At 71.4% G+C, this 14,870-nt stretch carries 15 protein-coding genes; 7 read left to right on the plus strand and 8 right to left on the minus strand.

Going from position 1 to position 14,870, the window contains the following annotated elements; all coding sequences use genetic code 11:
- Positions 1–91 precede the first annotated feature (91 nt).
- From ABZ934_RS05490 to ABZ934_RS05515, 6 genes are all read right to left on the minus strand, one after another.
- Entirely contained in the window at positions 92–1,510 is a 1,419-nt protein-coding gene (locus ABZ934_RS05490) for an FAD-dependent oxidoreductase (protein WP_361308835.1), read from the minus strand.
- A gap of 32 nt (positions 1,511–1,542) precedes the next feature.
- Positions 1,543–2,349: an ABC transporter permease gene (locus ABZ934_RS05495; protein WP_361308837.1), complete on the minus strand. Its 807-nt coding sequence runs from the start codon at positions 2,347–2,349 to the stop codon at positions 1,543–1,545.
- Positions 2,349–3,278, minus strand: a complete 930-nt coding sequence (locus ABZ934_RS05500) for an ABC transporter permease (RefSeq protein WP_361308839.1) — start codon at positions 3,276–3,278, stop codon at positions 2,349–2,351. Before ABZ934_RS05500 ends, ABZ934_RS05495 begins: the two co-directional genes overlap by 1 nt.
- Entirely contained in the window at positions 3,275–4,444 is a 1,170-nt protein-coding gene (locus tag ABZ934_RS05505; RefSeq protein WP_361308841.1) for an ABC transporter ATP-binding protein, read from the minus strand. Before ABZ934_RS05505 ends, ABZ934_RS05500 begins: the two co-directional genes overlap by 4 nt.
- 63 nt (positions 4,445–4,507) lie before the next feature.
- Positions 4,508–5,758 (minus strand): spermidine/putrescine ABC transporter substrate-binding protein, encoded by a 1,251-nt coding sequence (locus ABZ934_RS05510; RefSeq protein WP_361308843.1) that lies wholly within the window; start codon positions 5,756–5,758, stop codon positions 4,508–4,510.
- A 49-nt stretch (positions 5,759–5,807) separates the two neighbouring features.
- A complete protein-coding gene (locus ABZ934_RS05515; RefSeq protein ID WP_361310216.1) occupies positions 5,808–7,322 on the minus strand; it encodes a gamma-aminobutyraldehyde dehydrogenase in 1,515 nt (504 codons plus the stop codon).
- Positions 7,323–7,515: 193 nt separating this feature from the next.
- Here ABZ934_RS05515 and ABZ934_RS05520 point away from each other — a divergent pair, with 193 nt between their 5' ends.
- Both ABZ934_RS05520 and ABZ934_RS05525 read left to right on the plus strand, forming a co-directional pair.
- A complete protein-coding gene (locus tag ABZ934_RS05520) occupies positions 7,516–8,073 on the plus strand; it encodes an NADAR family protein (RefSeq protein ID WP_361308845.1) in 558 nt (185 codons plus the stop codon).
- A gap of 8 nt (positions 8,074–8,081) precedes the next feature.
- Positions 8,082–8,498 (plus strand): NUDIX domain-containing protein, encoded by a 417-nt coding sequence (locus tag ABZ934_RS05525; RefSeq protein WP_361310219.1) that lies wholly within the window; start codon positions 8,082–8,084, stop codon positions 8,496–8,498.
- 4 nt (positions 8,499–8,502) lie between these two features.
- Here the strand turns inward: ABZ934_RS05525 and ABZ934_RS05530 are convergent, their stop codons facing one another.
- A complete protein-coding gene (locus ABZ934_RS05530; protein WP_361308847.1) occupies positions 8,503–9,408 on the minus strand; it encodes a helix-turn-helix transcriptional regulator in 906 nt (301 codons plus the stop codon).
- 165 nt (positions 9,409–9,573) lie between these two features.
- On the opposite strand from ABZ934_RS05530, the gene ABZ934_RS05535 reads away from it, so the two are divergent.
- Positions 9,574–10,335, plus strand: coding sequence for an SDR family oxidoreductase (locus tag ABZ934_RS05535; RefSeq protein ID WP_361308849.1), 762 nt, complete (start codon positions 9,574–9,576; stop codon positions 10,333–10,335).
- Between the two features lie 31 nt (positions 10,336–10,366).
- Here ABZ934_RS05535 and ABZ934_RS05540 read toward each other — a convergent pair whose 3' ends face one another.
- Positions 10,367–11,074, minus strand: coding sequence for a DUF4190 domain-containing protein (locus ABZ934_RS05540; protein ID WP_361308851.1), 708 nt, complete (start codon positions 11,072–11,074; stop codon positions 10,367–10,369).
- Between the two features lie 107 nt (positions 11,075–11,181).
- Between ABZ934_RS05540 and ABZ934_RS05545 the strand changes: the two genes are divergently transcribed.
- The 4 genes from ABZ934_RS05545 to ABZ934_RS05560 all read left to right on the plus strand — a co-directional run bounded on the left by ABZ934_RS05545 (position 11,182) and on the right by ABZ934_RS05560 (position 14,778).
- Positions 11,182–12,207 carry an adenosine deaminase gene (locus ABZ934_RS05545; RefSeq protein ID WP_361308853.1) on the plus strand — a complete coding sequence of 342 codons (1,026 nt, stop codon included), beginning with the start codon at positions 11,182–11,184 and terminating at the stop codon, positions 12,205–12,207.
- Positions 12,208–12,227: 20 nt separating this feature from the next.
- Positions 12,228–12,917 carry a glycerophosphodiester phosphodiesterase gene (locus ABZ934_RS05550; RefSeq protein WP_361308855.1) on the plus strand — a complete coding sequence of 230 codons (690 nt, stop codon included), beginning with the start codon at positions 12,228–12,230 and terminating at the stop codon, positions 12,915–12,917.
- Positions 12,918–13,003: 86 nt separating this feature from the next.
- Positions 13,004–14,080, plus strand: coding sequence for a histidine kinase (locus tag ABZ934_RS05555; RefSeq protein WP_361310222.1), 1,077 nt, complete (start codon positions 13,004–13,006; stop codon positions 14,078–14,080).
- A complete protein-coding gene (locus ABZ934_RS05560) occupies positions 14,077–14,778 on the plus strand; it encodes a response regulator transcription factor (RefSeq protein WP_361308857.1) in 702 nt (233 codons plus the stop codon). Before ABZ934_RS05555 ends, ABZ934_RS05560 begins: the two co-directional genes overlap by 4 nt.
- Positions 14,779–14,870: the final 92 nt, after the last annotated feature.

The following is a 14,870-nucleotide window of genomic DNA, read 5'->3' on the forward strand; positions in this document are numbered from 1 at the left end:
GCCCGGCTATGACGCGGGTTCCGGTACATCGTGGTGGTGAATCGGCTTTTCCGGCCGGGGGCGGCGCACGTCGCGCGCCCCCGGGGGTCGCTCAGCTGTCGAAGCCCAGTCCGAAGCGGTCGAGCGCCTTGAGCCAGAGGTTGCGGCGCCCGCCCCGGGCGTCGGCGCGGGCCAGCGACCACTTGGTGAGGGCGATGCCGGTCCAGGCGAAGGGCTCGGGCGGGAACGGCATCGGCTTGGACTTCACCATCTCCAGTTCGGTCCGCTCGGTGCGCGCGCCGTCCAGCAGGTCGAGCATCACGTCCGCGCCGAAGCGGGTGGCGCCGACGCCGAGGCCGGTGAACCCGGCCGCGTACGCCACCTTGCCGGCGTGCGCGGTGCCGAAGAAGGCGGAGAACCGGGAGCAGGTGTCGATGGCGCCGCCCCAGGCGTGGCTGAACCGGATGCCCTCCAACTGCGGGAACGCGGTGAAGAAGTGCCGGGCGAGCTTGAGGTACGTCTCGGGGCGGTGGTCGTACTCGGAGTCCAGCCTGCCGCGGTAGGGGTAGATGGCGTCGTACCCGCCCCACAGGATGCGGTGGTCCGGGGTGATGCGGAAGTAGTGGAACTGGTTGGCGCTGTCGCCCAGACCCTGCCGGTTGCCCCAGCCGATGGCCTTGAGCTGCTCGGCGGTGAGCGGCTCGGTCATCAGCGCGTAGTCGTAGACCGGGACGGTGAAGGGGCGGATCCGCTTGACCAGGGAGGGAAAGATGTTGGTCCCCAGGGCGACCCGGCGGGCGAAGATCCGCCCGTACGGGGTGCGGACGGCCATGCCGGCGCCGGAGGCGGCCAGGGAGAGCCCGCGGGTGTTCTCGTAGATCCGCACCCCGAGTCCGAGGCAGGCCCGCTTGAGGCCCCAGGCGAGTTTGGCGGGGTTGAGCATGGCGACGCCGTCGGTGTCCCACAGCCCGGCGAGGAAGGTCGGGGAGTCGACCTCGGCCCGGACCTCGTCGCGGTCCAGCCAGCGCATGCCGTCGGCGAGGCCGAGCCCCCGGGCCTCTTCGTACAGTTCGCGCAGCTCGTCGACCTGGTGGGGTTCGGTCGCCACGTCGATCTCGCCGGTGCGTTCGAAGTCGCAGTCGATGTCGTAGCGGGCGATGGCGGCCTCGATCTCGTCGAGGTTGCGGGCGCCCAGCTCCTCCAGCTTGGCCAGTTCGCCGGGCCAGCGGGCCAGGCCGTTGGAGAAGCCGTGGGTGAGGGAGGCGGCGCAGAATCCGCCGTTGCGGCCGGAGGCGGCCCAGCCCGCCTCCTTGCCCTCGATCAGGACGACGTCCCGGGCCGGGTCGCGCTCCTTGGCGATGAGCGCGGTCCACAGGCCGCTGTACCCGCCGCCGATGACCAGCAGGTCGCACGCCTCGTCGGAGGTCAGCGCCGGCTCGGCGGCGGGCTTGCCGGGGTCGTCCAGCCAGTACGAGACCGGCAGTGCTTCGGAAAGGGATTGCGCAACGCTTCGCATGGCGACTGGGGCCATGTCTTCCAACTCCCTACAGAGCTACTTGGACGCTACTTGGGCTGTGCCTTCTTGCGGCGGTTGCCGATCGTCTGACCGGCGAGGACCACCAGCACCGCGATGACGAACATCGCCGTGCCGATGACGTTGATCTGGACGGGCGTACCGCGCTGGGCCGATCCCCACACGAACATGGGGAAGGTGACGGTGTTGCCCGAGTTGAAGTTGGTGATGATGAAGTCGTCGAAGGAGAGCGCGAAGGAGAGCAGCGCACCCGCCGCGATACCGGGGGCAGCGATGGGCAGGGTGACGCGCAGGAAGGTCTGCGCCGGTCCCGCGTAGAGGTCCCGGGCGGCCTCCTCCAGCCGCGGGTCCATGGACAGGACGCGCGCCTTGACCGCGGCGACGACGAAGCTGAGGCAGAACATGACGTGGGCGATCAGGATCGTCCAGAAGCCCAGCCGGATGCCCATGTTGAGGAAGAGGGCCAGCAGCGAGGCGGCCATCACGATCTCGGGCATCGCCATCGGCAGGAAGATCAGCGAGTTGACCGCGCCGCGCCCCCGGAACCGGTAGCGCACCATCGCGAAGGCGATCGCGGTGCCGAGGACGGTGGCGCCGATGGTGGCCCACAGGGCGATCTGGAGCGAGAGCGAGAGGGAGCCGCACAGGTCGGCGACCCCGCAGGGGTCCTTCCAGGCGTCGAGCGAGAACTCGTGCCAGGCGTAGTTGAAGCGCCCGGTGGGGTTGTTGAAGGAGAACACCGTCACGACGACGTTCGGCAGGATCAGGTAGGCGAGGGTGCCCAGACCCGCGATCACGACGAGGTTGCGGCGAAGCCAGGTGATCGGCGTGCTCATCAGACCAGGTCCTCCGTCCCCGCTCGGCGGATGTAGATGGTGACCATGATCAGCACGATGGCCATGAGGATGAAGGACAGCGCGGCCGCTGTCGGGTAGTCGAGGATGCGCAGGTACTGCGACTGGATGACGTTGCCGATCATCCGGGTGTCCGTGGAGCCGAGCAGCTCGGCGTTGACGTAGTCGCCGCTCGCCGGGATGAAGGTCAGCAGGGTTCCCGAGACCACGCCGGGCATCGAGAGCGGGAAGGTCACCTTGCGGAAGACCGTGGCGGGACGGGCGTACAGGTCCCCGGCCGCCTCGTGGAGGCGGGTGTCGATGCGCTCCAGCGAGGTGTAGAGCGGCAGGATCATGAAGGGGAGGAAGTTGTACGTCAGACCGCAGACGACCGCGAGGGGCGTGGCCAGGACCCGGCTGCCCTCGGTGATGCCGAGCCAGCTCGTGACGTCGAGGAAGCCGACCTTGTCGAGGACGCCGACGACGGGCCCGCCGTCGGCCAGGATCGTTTTCCAGGCCAGCGTGCGGATCAGGAAGCTGGTGAAGAAGGGGGCGATGACCAGCACCAGCAAAACGTTCCGCCGGCGGCCCGCCTTGAAGGCGATCACATACGCGAGCGGGTAGCCGAGCAGCAGGCACAGCGCGGTGGCGGTGCCGGCGTAGAGCAGCGAGCGCAGGAACTGCGGGACGTAGCCGGTGAAGGCGTCCCAGTACGTCTGGAAGTGCCAGGTGACCTTGAAGCCCTCTTCGAGGGAGCCGGTCTGCACCGAGGTGGACGCCTGGTAGACCATCGGCAGGACGAAGAACACCAGCAGCCACAGGATGCCGGGCAGCAGCAGCCAGTACGGGACCAATCGCTTGCGCATCGACGGCTTGTGGACCGGGGGTTCGGCCGGGGGGGCCGCCTGGGGCGGCGCTGCGGTGGCGGTCACGCGGACTCCTCGACCGTCTCGATGCCCGCGTCGCCCATCGTCCCCGCGAGCATGGATTGCGCCGCGTCGAGCCCGAAGGTGTGGTCCGGGTTCCAGTGCAGGACCACCCGGGCGCCGCGGGTCAGGCGGGCGTCGCGCTCGATGTTCTGGACGTACACCTCCAGCTCCGGGCAGACCGGGCTGTCGATGACGAACTGGGTGGAGACGCCGATGAAGGAGGAGTCGGCGATCGTACCGGTGATCTTGTTCCGGCCGGCGGCGACGGTGTCCTCCTCGTCCGCGTGGACCAGGGAGATCTTCTCCGGACGCACCCCGACCAGCAGCTTCCCGCCGGCCCGGGGTGTGGTCGAACATCGCGCGACGGGCAGCCGGAGCTTCGTGCCGGCGCTGGAGACGACGACCTCGGCGGAACCGGCTTCCAGGACCTCGGCCTCGATCAGGTTGGAGGTGCCGAGGAAGTTGGCCACGAAGGTGGTCTTCGGGTTCTCGTACAGCTCGGCGGGGGCGCCCAACTGCTCCACCCGGCCGCCGTTCATCACCGCGACGGTGTCGGCCATGGTCATGGCCTCCTCCTGGTCGTGGGTGACGTGGACGAAGGTGATGCCGACCTCGGTCTGGATCCGCTTGAGCTCCAGCTGCATCTGGCGGCGCAGCTTGAGGTCGAGGGCGCCGAGCGGCTCGTCGAGGAGCAGCACCTGCGGGTGGTTGATCAGGGCGCGGGCGACCGCGACACGCTGCTGCTGGCCACCGGAGAGCTGGTGCGGTTTGCGCTCGGCGAACTGGCCGAGCTGGACCAGCTCCAGCATGTCGTCGACCTGCTTCTTGACGGACTTTATGCCGCGGCGGCGCAGCCCGAAGGCGACGTTCTCGTAGATGTTCAGGTGCGGGAAGAGCGCGTAGCTCTGGAAGACGGTGTTCACGGGGCGCTTGTACGGCGGCAGCTGGGTGACCTCGCGGTCGCCGAGGCTGACCGTGCCGGTGGAGGGCTCCTCCAGGCCGGCGATCATGCGCAGGGTGGTGGTCTTCCCGCAGCCCGAGGCGCCGAGCAGGGCGAAGAAGGAGCCCTGGGGAATGGTGAGATCGAGCGGGTGCACGGCGGTGAAGGAGCCGTAGTGCTTGCTGATCCCGGCGAGGCGGACATCGCCGCCCGCGGTCTTGTCAGTCATGGACCTGGGCCTTCGGTGGGTGTCGTCGAAAGGGGGCGGGGCGCGGGTGCCGGTCGGGCCCGATCAGGCGCCGATGAGCTTGGTGAACTTCTCCTCGTACGCGGTCTCTTCCTCGCTCGTGAGCGACCGGAAGGCGTGCGCTTTGGCGGCCATTTCCTTGTCCGGGACGATCAGGACGTTGTCCGCGAGGGCGGGGGCGATCTTCGCGAGGTCGTCCTTGACGCCGTCGACGGGGCAGACGTAGCTGATGAAGGCGGCGAGTTGCGCGGCTACCGCGGGCTCGTAGTAGTAGTCGATGAGCTTCTCGGCGTTGGCCCTGTGCCGGGCGTGTGCCGGGACCAGCAGATTGTCGCTTGAGGAGAGGTAACCGGCGGCCGGGATGGCGTACTTGATGTCCGGGTTGCCGGCCTGGAGCTGGATGACGTCGCCGGCCCAGGCGAGACAGGCCGCGAGGTCGCCCTTGTCGAGGTCCGCCGTGTAGTCGTTGCCGGTGAAGCGGCGGATCTGCTTGGTGTCGACGCCCTTCTGGAGGCGGCCGATGGCACCGTCGAAGTCCGCGGTGGTGAAGTTCGCCGGGTCCTTGCCCTGGTCGAGCAGGGTCATGCCGACGGTGTCGCGCATCTCGGTGAGGAAACCGACCCGGCCCTTGAGGGTGGGGTCGTCGAGCAGTTGCGTGACGGAGTCGACCTTCCTGCCCTCGGTGGCCTTGGCGTTGTAGGCGATGACCGTGTCGATGCCGGTCCAGGGGTAGCTGTGGGCGCGGCCGGGGTCCCAGTCGGGATTGCGGAACTGGGGGATCAGGTTCGCGTAGGCGTGCGGGAGGTTGGCGGAATCCAGCTTCTGCGCCCAGCCGAGGCGGATGATGCGGGCCGCGAGCCAGTCGGTGACCACGATCAGGTCCCGACCGGTGTCCTGGCCGGCGGCCAGTTGCGGGCGGATCTTGCCGAAGAACTCGACGTTGTCGTTGATGTCCTCGGTGTACTTGACCTGGATCCCGGTGCGCTTGGTGAACGCCTCCAGCGTGGGCCGGGACTTCTCGTCGTCGCTGGTGTCCATGTACTCGGTCCAGTTGGAGAAGTTGATTTCCTTCTCGGAGGCCGAGTGGTCGTCGGAGGCCGTCGTCGCGTCGCCTTCCCGCTTGGCGGGCGGGATGCCGCAGCCGGTCAGCCCGTACAGGCCGCCGACGGTGAGCGCCCCGATGCCGGAGGCGCGCAGCAGCGACCGCCGGGTGAGGGCGCCGCGGCCGCCGGTGAGGCTGCGGCGTATCGCGGCGAGTTGCGGCGGCGAGAGGCTGCCGGGCTCGAACTGCTCCATGCGCTGTTGCCCTTTCGGGTGGGTGTGCCGCTTGGTCGGGCGGTCTCGGCTATCTGTCCCCGAAGATCGTGCGGTGCCAGTCCTTGGCGGCGACCGCGGTGTTGTCGTACATCACGTGCTTGACCTGCGTGTACTCCTCGAAGGAGTAGGCGCTCATGTCCTTTCCGAAGCCGCTCGCCTTGTAGCCGCCGTGGGGCATCTCGCTGATGATCGGGATGTGGTCGTTGACCCAGACGCAACCGGCCTTGAGCTCGCGGGTGGCGCGGCCCGCCCGGTAGACGTCCCGGCTCCAGGCGGAGGCCGCGAGGCCGTACGGGGTGTCGTTGGCCAGTGCGATGCCCTCGTCGTCGGAGTCGAAGGGCAGGACGACGAGGACCGGGCCGAAGATCTCGGACTGGACGACCTCGCTGTCCTGCGCGGCCCCGGAGATCAGGGTGGGCCGGTAGTACGCCCCCTCCTCCAGGTCGCCTCCGGGGATCTCGCCGCCGGTGACCACGGTGGCGTACGCGCGGGCCCGCTCGACGAAGCCGGCGACACGGTCGCGCTGGGCGTGGGAGACGAGCGGCCCGAGGTCGGTGTCCGGCTCGAAGGGGTCGCCGAGGCGGACGGTCTCCATCAGCTCGGCGACGCGGGCGACGAAGGCGTCGTGCAGGGGCCGCTGGACGTAGGCGCGGGTGGCGGCGGTGCAGTCCTGCCCGGTGTTGATGAGCGAGGCGGCGACGGCGCCGTGCGCGGCGGCCTCCAGGTCCGCGTCGTCGAAGACCAGGAAGGGGGCCTTGCCGCCGAGCTCCAGGTGGAGGCGCTTGACGGTGGCGGTCGCGATCTCGGCGACTCGCTTGCCGACGGCGGTGGAGCCGGTGAAGGAGGTCATCACCACGTCCGGGTGGCCGACGAGGTGTTCGCCCGCGTCCCGGCCCGCGCCGGTCACGATGTTGATCACGCCGTCGGGCAGGCCCGCGTCCTTGGCCGCCTGGGCGAACATCAGGGAGGTGAGCGGCGTGAGCTCGGCGGGCTTGAGGACGATGGTGTTGCCCGCGGCGATCGCCGGGAGGATCTTCCAGGCCGCCATCTGGAGCGGGTAGTTCCAGGGGGCGATCGATCCGACCACGCCGATGGCCTCGCGGCGTACGTAGGAGGTGTGGTCCCCGGAGTACTCGGCGGCCGCCTGTCCCTGGAGGTGGCGTGCGGCGCCCGCGAAGAAGGCGGTGTTGTCGATGGTGCCCGGTACGTCGAACTCCGTCGACAGCTTGATCGGCTTGCCGCACTGGAGGGATTCCGCGTACGCGAAGTCCTCGGCCCGCTCCGCCAGTACGGCGGCCAGTCGGTGCAGCGCGTCCGAACGCTCGCCGGGGGTGGCCGCGGACCAGGCGGAGAAGGCTCGCTTGGCGGCGGCGACGGCCTCGTCCACGTCCGCCGTGCCGGCGAGCTCGTAGGTGAGCACCTCGCCGCCGGTGGCGGGATCCACGACGGTGTGTGACCGTCCCGAGGTGCCGGGCCGGAGCCGGCCGTCGATGTACTGCGCGCCCTCTGCGAAGCGGTCCTTGAACTGGAAGCGGTTGCCCATCACGCTCTCACGCTCTCCGTAGCTACAGTTCGGGGTAGACCCGAATTGAGTGCCGATCCTGACAGAGGTGCACCTCTCGGCCAAGTGATTCCGTTGTTGCCTTTTGATTACGCGACGGAATCGGTCGACCATGTGTCGAGGCACACCCGAAATCCCGTACGAAGTGTCAGTGGCGACTGCCAGACTCGCGTGCATGGAGAAGATCGACAACTTGATCGGCCTGGTCAGCCGTGGTGAGCGGCTGAAGTACCTGCCTTTCTGGGGGCACCGCCCGAGGCCGGACGGCAGCCTCGGACCGAGCTGTCTCAGCCAATGGTGGCCCGCGCCCTTCACTGTGGGTGAGGTCCGCTACCCCACCGCGGAGCACTGGATGATGGCCGGGAAGGCGCGGCTGTTCGCGGACGCCGAAGCGGAGCGCGCGGCGGTGGAGGCGGGGAGTCCGGCGGCGGCGAAGAAGGCCGGGCGGTTGGTGCGCGGCTTCGACGAGGCGGTGTGGGAGCGGGAGCGGTACGCGCTGGTCGTGGCGGGCAGCGTGCACAAGTTCGGCTCCGATCCCGCCCTGCGGGCGTACCTGCTGGGCACCGGCGATCGGGTCCTGGTGGAGGCGAGCCCGCTCGACCGGATCTGGGGCGTCGGGCTGGTCGCGGATGACGAGCGGGTGGGCGACCCGGCGCGCTGGCGCGGCCTGAACCTGCTGGGCTTCGCCCTGATGGACGCCCGCGAGCGGCTGCGGGCGGCGGACGCGGCGTGAGCGCAGGGATGCCGGACCGCCGCCGGGTCGCGGCGGTCATCGTCCGGGACGGCAGTCTGCTCATGGTCCGTGACCGCGGCCGTGGGCCCGCGGGGCGGCACGACGGCCCGGAGTACTGGACCCTGCCGGGCGGCGGCCTGGAACCCGGAGAGGACCCGCCGGACGCGGTCCGGCGGGAGGTGGCCGAGGAGACCGGTCTGGAGGCCCTTTCCGTGCGCTACGCGTACGAGGCGCCGTACCCGTCGGGGTGGACGTCCTGCTACCGGGTCGAGGTGGGGCCCGGGGAGCCCCGGCCGGGGGTGGACGCGGACCTGGAGTGCGACTGTCCCCGGATGGTGGGGCTGGTCTGGGTCCCGCTCGCGCGCGCCTTGGTCGGGGAGGACGAGGTCATGGTGCCGACGCTGCTCATGCCGGCGTCGGTCTGAACCCCTAGCCCCGCACCGGCTGCGGAAGGGGCGCGTCCGGATGCGGGAATGGCGCGTCGGGATGCGGGAGGGGCGCGTCGGGATGCGGGAATGGCGTGTCGGGGGCTGCGGCGGCCAGGCGGGCGAGGCGGCGGCCCGTCTCGGAGCCGGCCTGCGGCGTGTAGACGACCACGAGCTGATCGGGTTCGCCGGGCAGGGCGAGCGTCTCGTAGGGAAGCACCAGCCTCCCCACGGTGGGGTGGTCGATCAGTTTGACGCCGTGGGTCTTCTCCTTGACGGTGTGGTCGGCCCACAGCCGCCGGAACTCCTCGCTCCGGTCCGCCAGTTCCTGCGTGAGCGCGGCCAGCAGGGGGTCCCCCGGGTGCTGCCCCGCGTCGAGGCGCAGATAACCGACGGTCTCCTCGGCGATCCGCGCCCATTGCGGGTACAGCTCGCGCGCCACCGGGTCGAGGAAGACATGACGGGCGATGTTGCGGGAGCCGGCGGGCATGCGGGAGTGGCCGGCGACGGCGTCCGCGAGGGCGTTCCAGGCCAGGATGTCCATGCGCCGGCCGAGGACGAAGGCGGGCGCGGCCCCGCCGACGGCGTCCAGCAGGAGCCGGACCCCGGGGCGGATCTCCTGGACCCCTTCGGGCGTCGGGGCGGGACGGGCCAGGGCGCGCAGATGGGAGTGCTCGGTGCGGTCGAGCCGCAGCACCCGGGCGATCGCGTCGAGCACGGCGTCCGAGACGCTGGGGCCGCGGCCCTGTTCCAGGCGGATGTAGTAGTCGACGCTGACACCGGCGAGCAGCGCCACCTCCTCGCGCCGCAGTCCCGGTACCCGGCGCCGGCCGTGCGAGGGCAGGCCCGTCTCCTCGGGCCGGATGCGGGCGCGGCGCGAGCGCAGGAAGTCTCCGATGTCCCCGGTCATGCGTTCGATCTTAGTCAGGGGGTCGTGGGCGCCGGGAGCCGAGCGGTCAGCCTGGTACTGCCAGTCCCAGGAAAAGCACGACCCTGGGCCGGTCCGGGCCGCGCCGCCAGGCTGGGTCACATCGCCGGAACACCTCCTGCGACGTGACGCGAAGGAGCCACAGCCATGGCGTACGCAACCCTGGAAGGCCGCACCGCCCTGATCACCGGGGCCGCGAGCGGGATCGGCGCCGCGACCGCGCTCCTGCTCGCCCGCCACGGCGTGCGGGTGGCCCTGCTCGCCCGCCGGGCCGACCGCTTGGAAGAGGTGGCCGGCAAGATCCGGGCGGAGGGCGGCCGGGCACTCGCCGCCGCCGCCGACATCACCGATCAGCGCGCGGTCGACGCCGCCGTCGAGCGCGTCCACAGCGGGTTCGGGGCGGTGGACCTGGTGGTCAACGCGGCCGGGGTCATGATGCCCAACCCGATCCGGGACGGCCGCACCGATCAGTGGCAGCGGATGCTCGACACGAACGTCGGCGGGGCGCTGCGGGTCATCGGTGCGTTCACACCGGACCTGGTGGCCCGCGCCGCCGAGGGCGGCACCGCCGACCTGGTCAACGTCTCCTCCATCGCCGCGCACCTCCACTTCCCCGACTACGCGGTCTACGGTGCGACGAAGGCGGCACTGACCCACCTCTCCCAGTCCCTGCGCACCGAACTGGGCCCGCAACGGGTGCGGGTCACGAACATCGAGCCGGGTCTGACCGACACCGAGCTGCCGCAGGGCATCGACAACCCCGCCCTCGCGTCCCAACTGTCGGGCATGTTCGACGCGATCGGCCCCCTCGCGGCGGAGGAGGTCGCGGACCTGGTCGCCTACGCCGCCAGCCGCGCCCGCCACGTCAACCTGCGCCAGTTGGTCATCCAGCCGACCACGCAGGCATGACGGCCGGCGGAGGGCCGGCAGGCCGGTGCGGTCATATCCGCTCCTGCACCCGGGAGTCCGACGACGGGCCGGGGTAGTCCGTGTCACCGGAGTCGGAGGAGTAGCCCGGGCCGAGTATGAGGAACAGGGTGAGGGCGGCGCCCAGCACGATGCCCACCGCTCCGCAGATGAGGCCGGCCAGCGCGAGGCCCCCGTTGGTGGCCTCCCCGCGGCCGGCCTTGCCCCGGGCCAGCGCGCCGAGCACGACCGCGACGATCCCGAACACGAGCGGGCCGACGAGGGTGAAACACGCCACCAGGGACAGCAGTCCGAGGACGAACGCGGCGATGCCGAGGCCGTTGCTCGGCTGGGGGTAGCCGGGATACCCGGGGCCGTATCCGGGGTAACCGGCCGCGGTGGGATAGCCCGGATACCCGGGCGGTCCCCCGTAAGGCGGCTGCCCCCCGTACCCGGGCGGTCCCCCGTAAGGCGGCTGCCCCCCGTACGCGGGCGGGCCGGCCGGCGTCGGCGCCCCGGGGTAGCCGTAACCGCCGGGGTCCGGCTGCGCCGGGTACCCGTAGACCGGCGGCGCGGCGGCCGCCGGCGGGCCCCCCGCCCCCGGCATCTCCGCCACCGTCGGGTGTTCGTGGATCCCCGACCCGCCCGCGGCGTCCCCCGGTCGGACCGGATCGGGCCCCGCCGAAGGACGCTCGGGCGGCGCCCACGGGTCTCTCGGCTCAGGGCTCTGCTGGTCGGTCATACGGCGCCCCCCTCTCGTACGTCCATGCTATGCGCCTGCACCGACACGGCCCGGCCTGCCTACGATGAAGCCGACCTGCCCGCACCCGCGCCCTCCCGGAGGCGTCCATGCCCGACCTGCACCCGTTCATCGCGGGGCTACCCAAGGCCGAACTGCACGTTCACCACGTGGGCTCCGCATCGCCGCGCATCGTGGCCGAACTCGCCTCCCGTCACCCCGACTCGAAGGTCCCCACCGACCCCGAGGCCCTCGTCGACTACTTCACCTTCACCGACTTCGCGCACTTCATCGAGGTCTACCTGTCGGTCGTCGACCTGGTCCGCACGCCCGACGACGTGCGCACCCTCACCTACGAGGTTGCCCGCGACATGGCCCGGCAGAACATCCGCTACGCCGAGCTGACCATCACCCCCTACTCCTCCACCCGCCGCGGCATCCCCGAGGACGCCTTCATGGCCGCCATCGAAGACGCCCGCAAGGCGGCCGAGGCCGAGCTCGGCGTCGTCCTGCGCTGGTGCTTCGACATCCCCGGCGAGGCCGGCCTGGAAGCCGCCGCGGAGACGGCCCGACTCGCAGTCGACCTGCGCCCCGAGGGGTTGGTCTCCTTCGGTCTCGGCGGTCCCGAGATCGGCGTGCCCCGCCCGCAGTTCAAGCCGTACTTCGACCGCGCCCGGGCGGCCGGCCTGCACAGCGTCCCGCACGCCGGCGAGACCACCGGGCCGGAGACGATCTGGGACGCCATCAACGAGCTGGGCGCCCAGCGCATCGGCCACGGCACCAGTGCCACCCGCGACCCGGAGTTGCTCGCCTACCTCGCCGAGCACCGCATCGCGCTGGAGGTGTGCCCCACCTCCAACATCGCCACGCGCGCCGTCACCGACCTCGACCTGCACCCGATCAAGGAGATGGTGCGGGCCGGCGTGCTCGTCACCATCAACAGCGACGACCCGCCGATGTTCGGCACCGACCTCAACAACGAATACGCGGTCGCCGCCCGCCTCCTCGACCTCGACGAGCGCGGCCTCGCCTCGCTCGCGAAGAACGCCGTCGAGGCGTCCTTCCTGGACCCGGCGGGCAAGGCGAAGCTCAACGCGGAGATCGACACGTACGCCGAGGCGTGGTTGGCCTCCTGACGGGCCCGCAGAATGGCGGCATGCGCACCCTTACCGCCGTCGGCCACCGCGGCGATCCCTACCGAGTCCGTGAGAACACCCTCCCCTCGATCGGCTCCGCCTTCGCCCGAGGTGCGGACGCGGTGGAGGTCGACGTACGGCTCACCCGCGACGGGACCCCGGTCCTGCTCCACGACGAGACGCTCCAGCGGTTGTGGGGCCACGACGTACGGCTCGACGCCGTCACGGCCGCGCAGCTCGGGGAGATGACGGCGGGCGGGGTGCCGGCCCTGCGCGAAGCGCTGGTGGCGGCGGGCCCCGGCCGGCTGATGCTGGACCTGCCGGGCGCCACGCCGGAGGCCGTCCGGACGGTCGTCGACGAGGTCCGCGCCTGCGGTGCGCGCGAGCGCACGTACTACTGCGCGGGCCCGAACTCGATGCTGGCCGTCCGCGCCGCCGATCCGCAGGCGGAGATCGCCCTGACCTGGACCACCCTCTCCCCGCCGCGCCGGGTGCTGATCGACGCGGTGAAACCGGCCTGGCTCAACTACCGGTTCGGGCTCGTCAGCCGGGAACTGACCGACGCCGTGCACCGGGACGGGCTGAAGGTGTCGGCCTGGACCGCGGACACGAAGCGGACGATGCGCGCGCTGATCACGGCCGGGGTGGACTCCGTCACCACCAACCGGGTGGACGCGCTGGCGGCGGTACGGGCCGAGCTCGGGCGGTGATACGCACCTGGGGGGCGCGGATCCGGCGGGCCGATCCGCGGTGGCAGGACCTCGGCCTGACGCTGCTCGTGCAATCGGCGGTCTCGATGCCGTTCGTGGTGCCCCGGGCGGCGGACCTGCCGCCGGCCGACTGGGCCTCGTACGGGATGACCACGCTCGGGGTGTTGCCGCTGGTCTGGCGGCGGCGGGCGCCGGTGACGGTGCTGGTGGCCGTCCTGTCGGTGGGCGGGCTCTACAAGCTGGCGCTGGACGGGCCGGGGCAGCCGCTGCCGTACGCGGGCCTGATCGCCTTCTACACCGTGGCCCTGCGGTGCACGGCCCGGGTGCGGCTGGGTGTGGGGTTGTTCACGGTGGTGGCGGTCGCCGTGTCGGTGGGGTGGAACACGGGGACGGCCCGCGAACTGCTCTTCACCCTGTTCGTGTCGGTCGCCGCCTACGCGCTCGGCCGTCTCCAGTACACCCGACAGGCGTACACCCGGGCCGTCGAGGCGCGGGCGGCGGAGTTGGAGCGGGCGAACCGGATCGAGGCGGAGCAGGCGGCGGCGCGCGAACGGGCCCGGATCGCCCGGGAGATGCACGACATCCTCTCGCACGCCGTCAGCATCATGATCGTGCAGGCGGAGGCCGGTCCGGTGGCAGTGCGCCGCGCACCGGAGCGGGCGGAGGCGGCGTTCGAGGCGATAGCGGGGACGGGGCGGGAAGCGATGGCGCAGCTGCGTTCGATGCTGGGGGTGCTGCGCACCGAGGAGTCGGCGCCCCGGAGCCCGCAGCCGGGCGTGGCGGAGCTGGCGGGGCTGCTGGAACGGGTGCGGGGCAGCGGCCTGGAGGTGGCGTACGAGCGCCTCGGCGAAGTGCGTGCGCTGCCGGCCGCGCTGGAGGCGACGGTGCACCGCGTCGTGCAGGAGGCGCTGACGAATGTGGTCAAGCACGCCGGGGCGTCGCGGGCCGCGGTGCGGCTGGACTACGGGGCGCGGGTCCTGACGGTGTCGGTGACGGACGACGGACGGGGGCCGGGCGTCCCGTCGGGCGGCCACGGGCTGATCGGCATCCGGGAGCGGGCGGCCGCGCACGACGGGACGGCCGAGTGCGGTCCGGGGCCGGGCGGGCGCGGGTTCCGGGTCCGGGTGGCCCTTGTAATCTCGGCGCCGGAGGTGGTGAGTTGACGATCCGTGTTGTGGTGGCCGACGACCAGGAGCTGGTGCGCAGCGGCTTCGCGATGATCCTGGACGCGCAGGACGACATCGAGGTCGTCGCGGAGGTCGGGGACGGTGCGGCGGCGGTGGCGGCGGTGCGGGAGCTGCGGCCGGACGTGGCGCTGTTGGACATCCGGATGCCGGTGACGGACGGGATCGAGACGTGCCGGACGATCTCGGCCGAGAGCACCTGCCGGACGGTGATGCTGACGACCTTCGACTCGGACGAGTACGTCTACGAGGCGCTGCACGCGGGGGCGAGCGGGTTCCTGTTGAAGGATGTGCGACGCGACGACCTGGTGCACGCGGTACGGGTGGTGGCGGCGGGCGAGTCGCTGCTGGCGCCCTCGGTGGCGCGGCGGTTGATCGAGGAGTACACGGCGGTGACGGCGCGTCCGGCGGGCGGGGCCGCGAGGGTCACCGGGCGGCTGGAGGCACTGACGGCGCGTGAGCGGGAGACGTTGCTGCACCTGGGGCGGGGGTTGTCGAACGCGGAGATCGCGCTGGCGCTGACGGTGAGCGAGCACACGGTCAAGTCGCATGTGGGCAACGTGCTGGCGAAGCTGGGTCTGCGGGACCGGATCCAGGCGGTGATCTGCGCGTACGAGACGGGGTTGATCGCGGCGGGGGTGGGGTCCCCCGTGCGGGGTACTCCCTCTGGGGAGTGAGATGCGGGGTGTCGACTCCCCCGCGCCGGTGAGTTGTCGTACCGCTGAAGACCCCTCTTGTTGGTGATCCGCGACTACCCCCGTGACCTGCA

Source organism: Streptomyces sp. NPDC046557, from assembly GCF_040645975.1.
Classification (GTDB): Bacteria; Actinomycetota; Actinomycetes; order Streptomycetales; family Streptomycetaceae; genus Streptomyces.

Coding starts and splice junctions, on each gene's coding strand:
- ABZ934_RS05555 (WP_361310222.1), top strand. CDS start 13,004: ATGCCGTTCGTGGTGCCCCGGGCGGCGGACCTGCCGCCGGCCGACTGG.
- ABZ934_RS05530 (WP_361308847.1), bottom strand. CDS start 9,408: ATGACCGGGGACATCGGAGACTTCCTGCGCTCGCGCCGCGCCCGCATC.
- ABZ934_RS05535 (WP_361308849.1), top strand. CDS start 9,574: ATGGCGTACGCAACCCTGGAAGGCCGCACCGCCCTGATCACCGGGGCC.
- ABZ934_RS05545 (WP_361308853.1), top strand. CDS start 11,182: ATGCCCGACCTGCACCCGTTCATCGCGGGGCTACCCAAGGCCGAACTG.
- ABZ934_RS05520 (WP_361308845.1), top strand. CDS start 7,516: ATGGAGAAGATCGACAACTTGATCGGCCTGGTCAGCCGTGGTGAGCGG.
- ABZ934_RS05540 (WP_361308851.1), bottom strand. CDS start 11,074: ATGACCGACCAGCAGAGCCCTGAGCCGAGAGACCCGTGGGCGCCGCCC.
- ABZ934_RS05515 (WP_361310216.1), bottom strand. CDS start 7,322: ATGGGCAACCGCTTCCAGTTCAAGGACCGCTTCGCAGAGGGCGCGCAG.
- ABZ934_RS05505 (WP_361308841.1), bottom strand. CDS start 4,444: ATGACTGACAAGACCGCGGGCGGCGATGTCCGCCTCGCCGGGATCAGC.
- ABZ934_RS05525 (WP_361310219.1), top strand. CDS start 8,082: ATGCCGGACCGCCGCCGGGTCGCGGCGGTCATCGTCCGGGACGGCAGT.
- ABZ934_RS05495 (WP_361308837.1), bottom strand. CDS start 2,349: ATGAGCACGCCGATCACCTGGCTTCGCCGCAACCTCGTCGTGATCGCG.
- ABZ934_RS05510 (WP_361308843.1), bottom strand. CDS start 5,758: ATGGAGCAGTTCGAGCCCGGCAGCCTCTCGCCGCCGCAACTCGCCGCG.
- ABZ934_RS05550 (WP_361308855.1), top strand. CDS start 12,228: ATGCGCACCCTTACCGCCGTCGGCCACCGCGGCGATCCCTACCGAGTC.
- ABZ934_RS05490 (WP_361308835.1), bottom strand. CDS start 1,510: ATGGCCCCAGTCGCCATGCGAAGCGTTGCGCAATCCCTTTCCGAAGCA.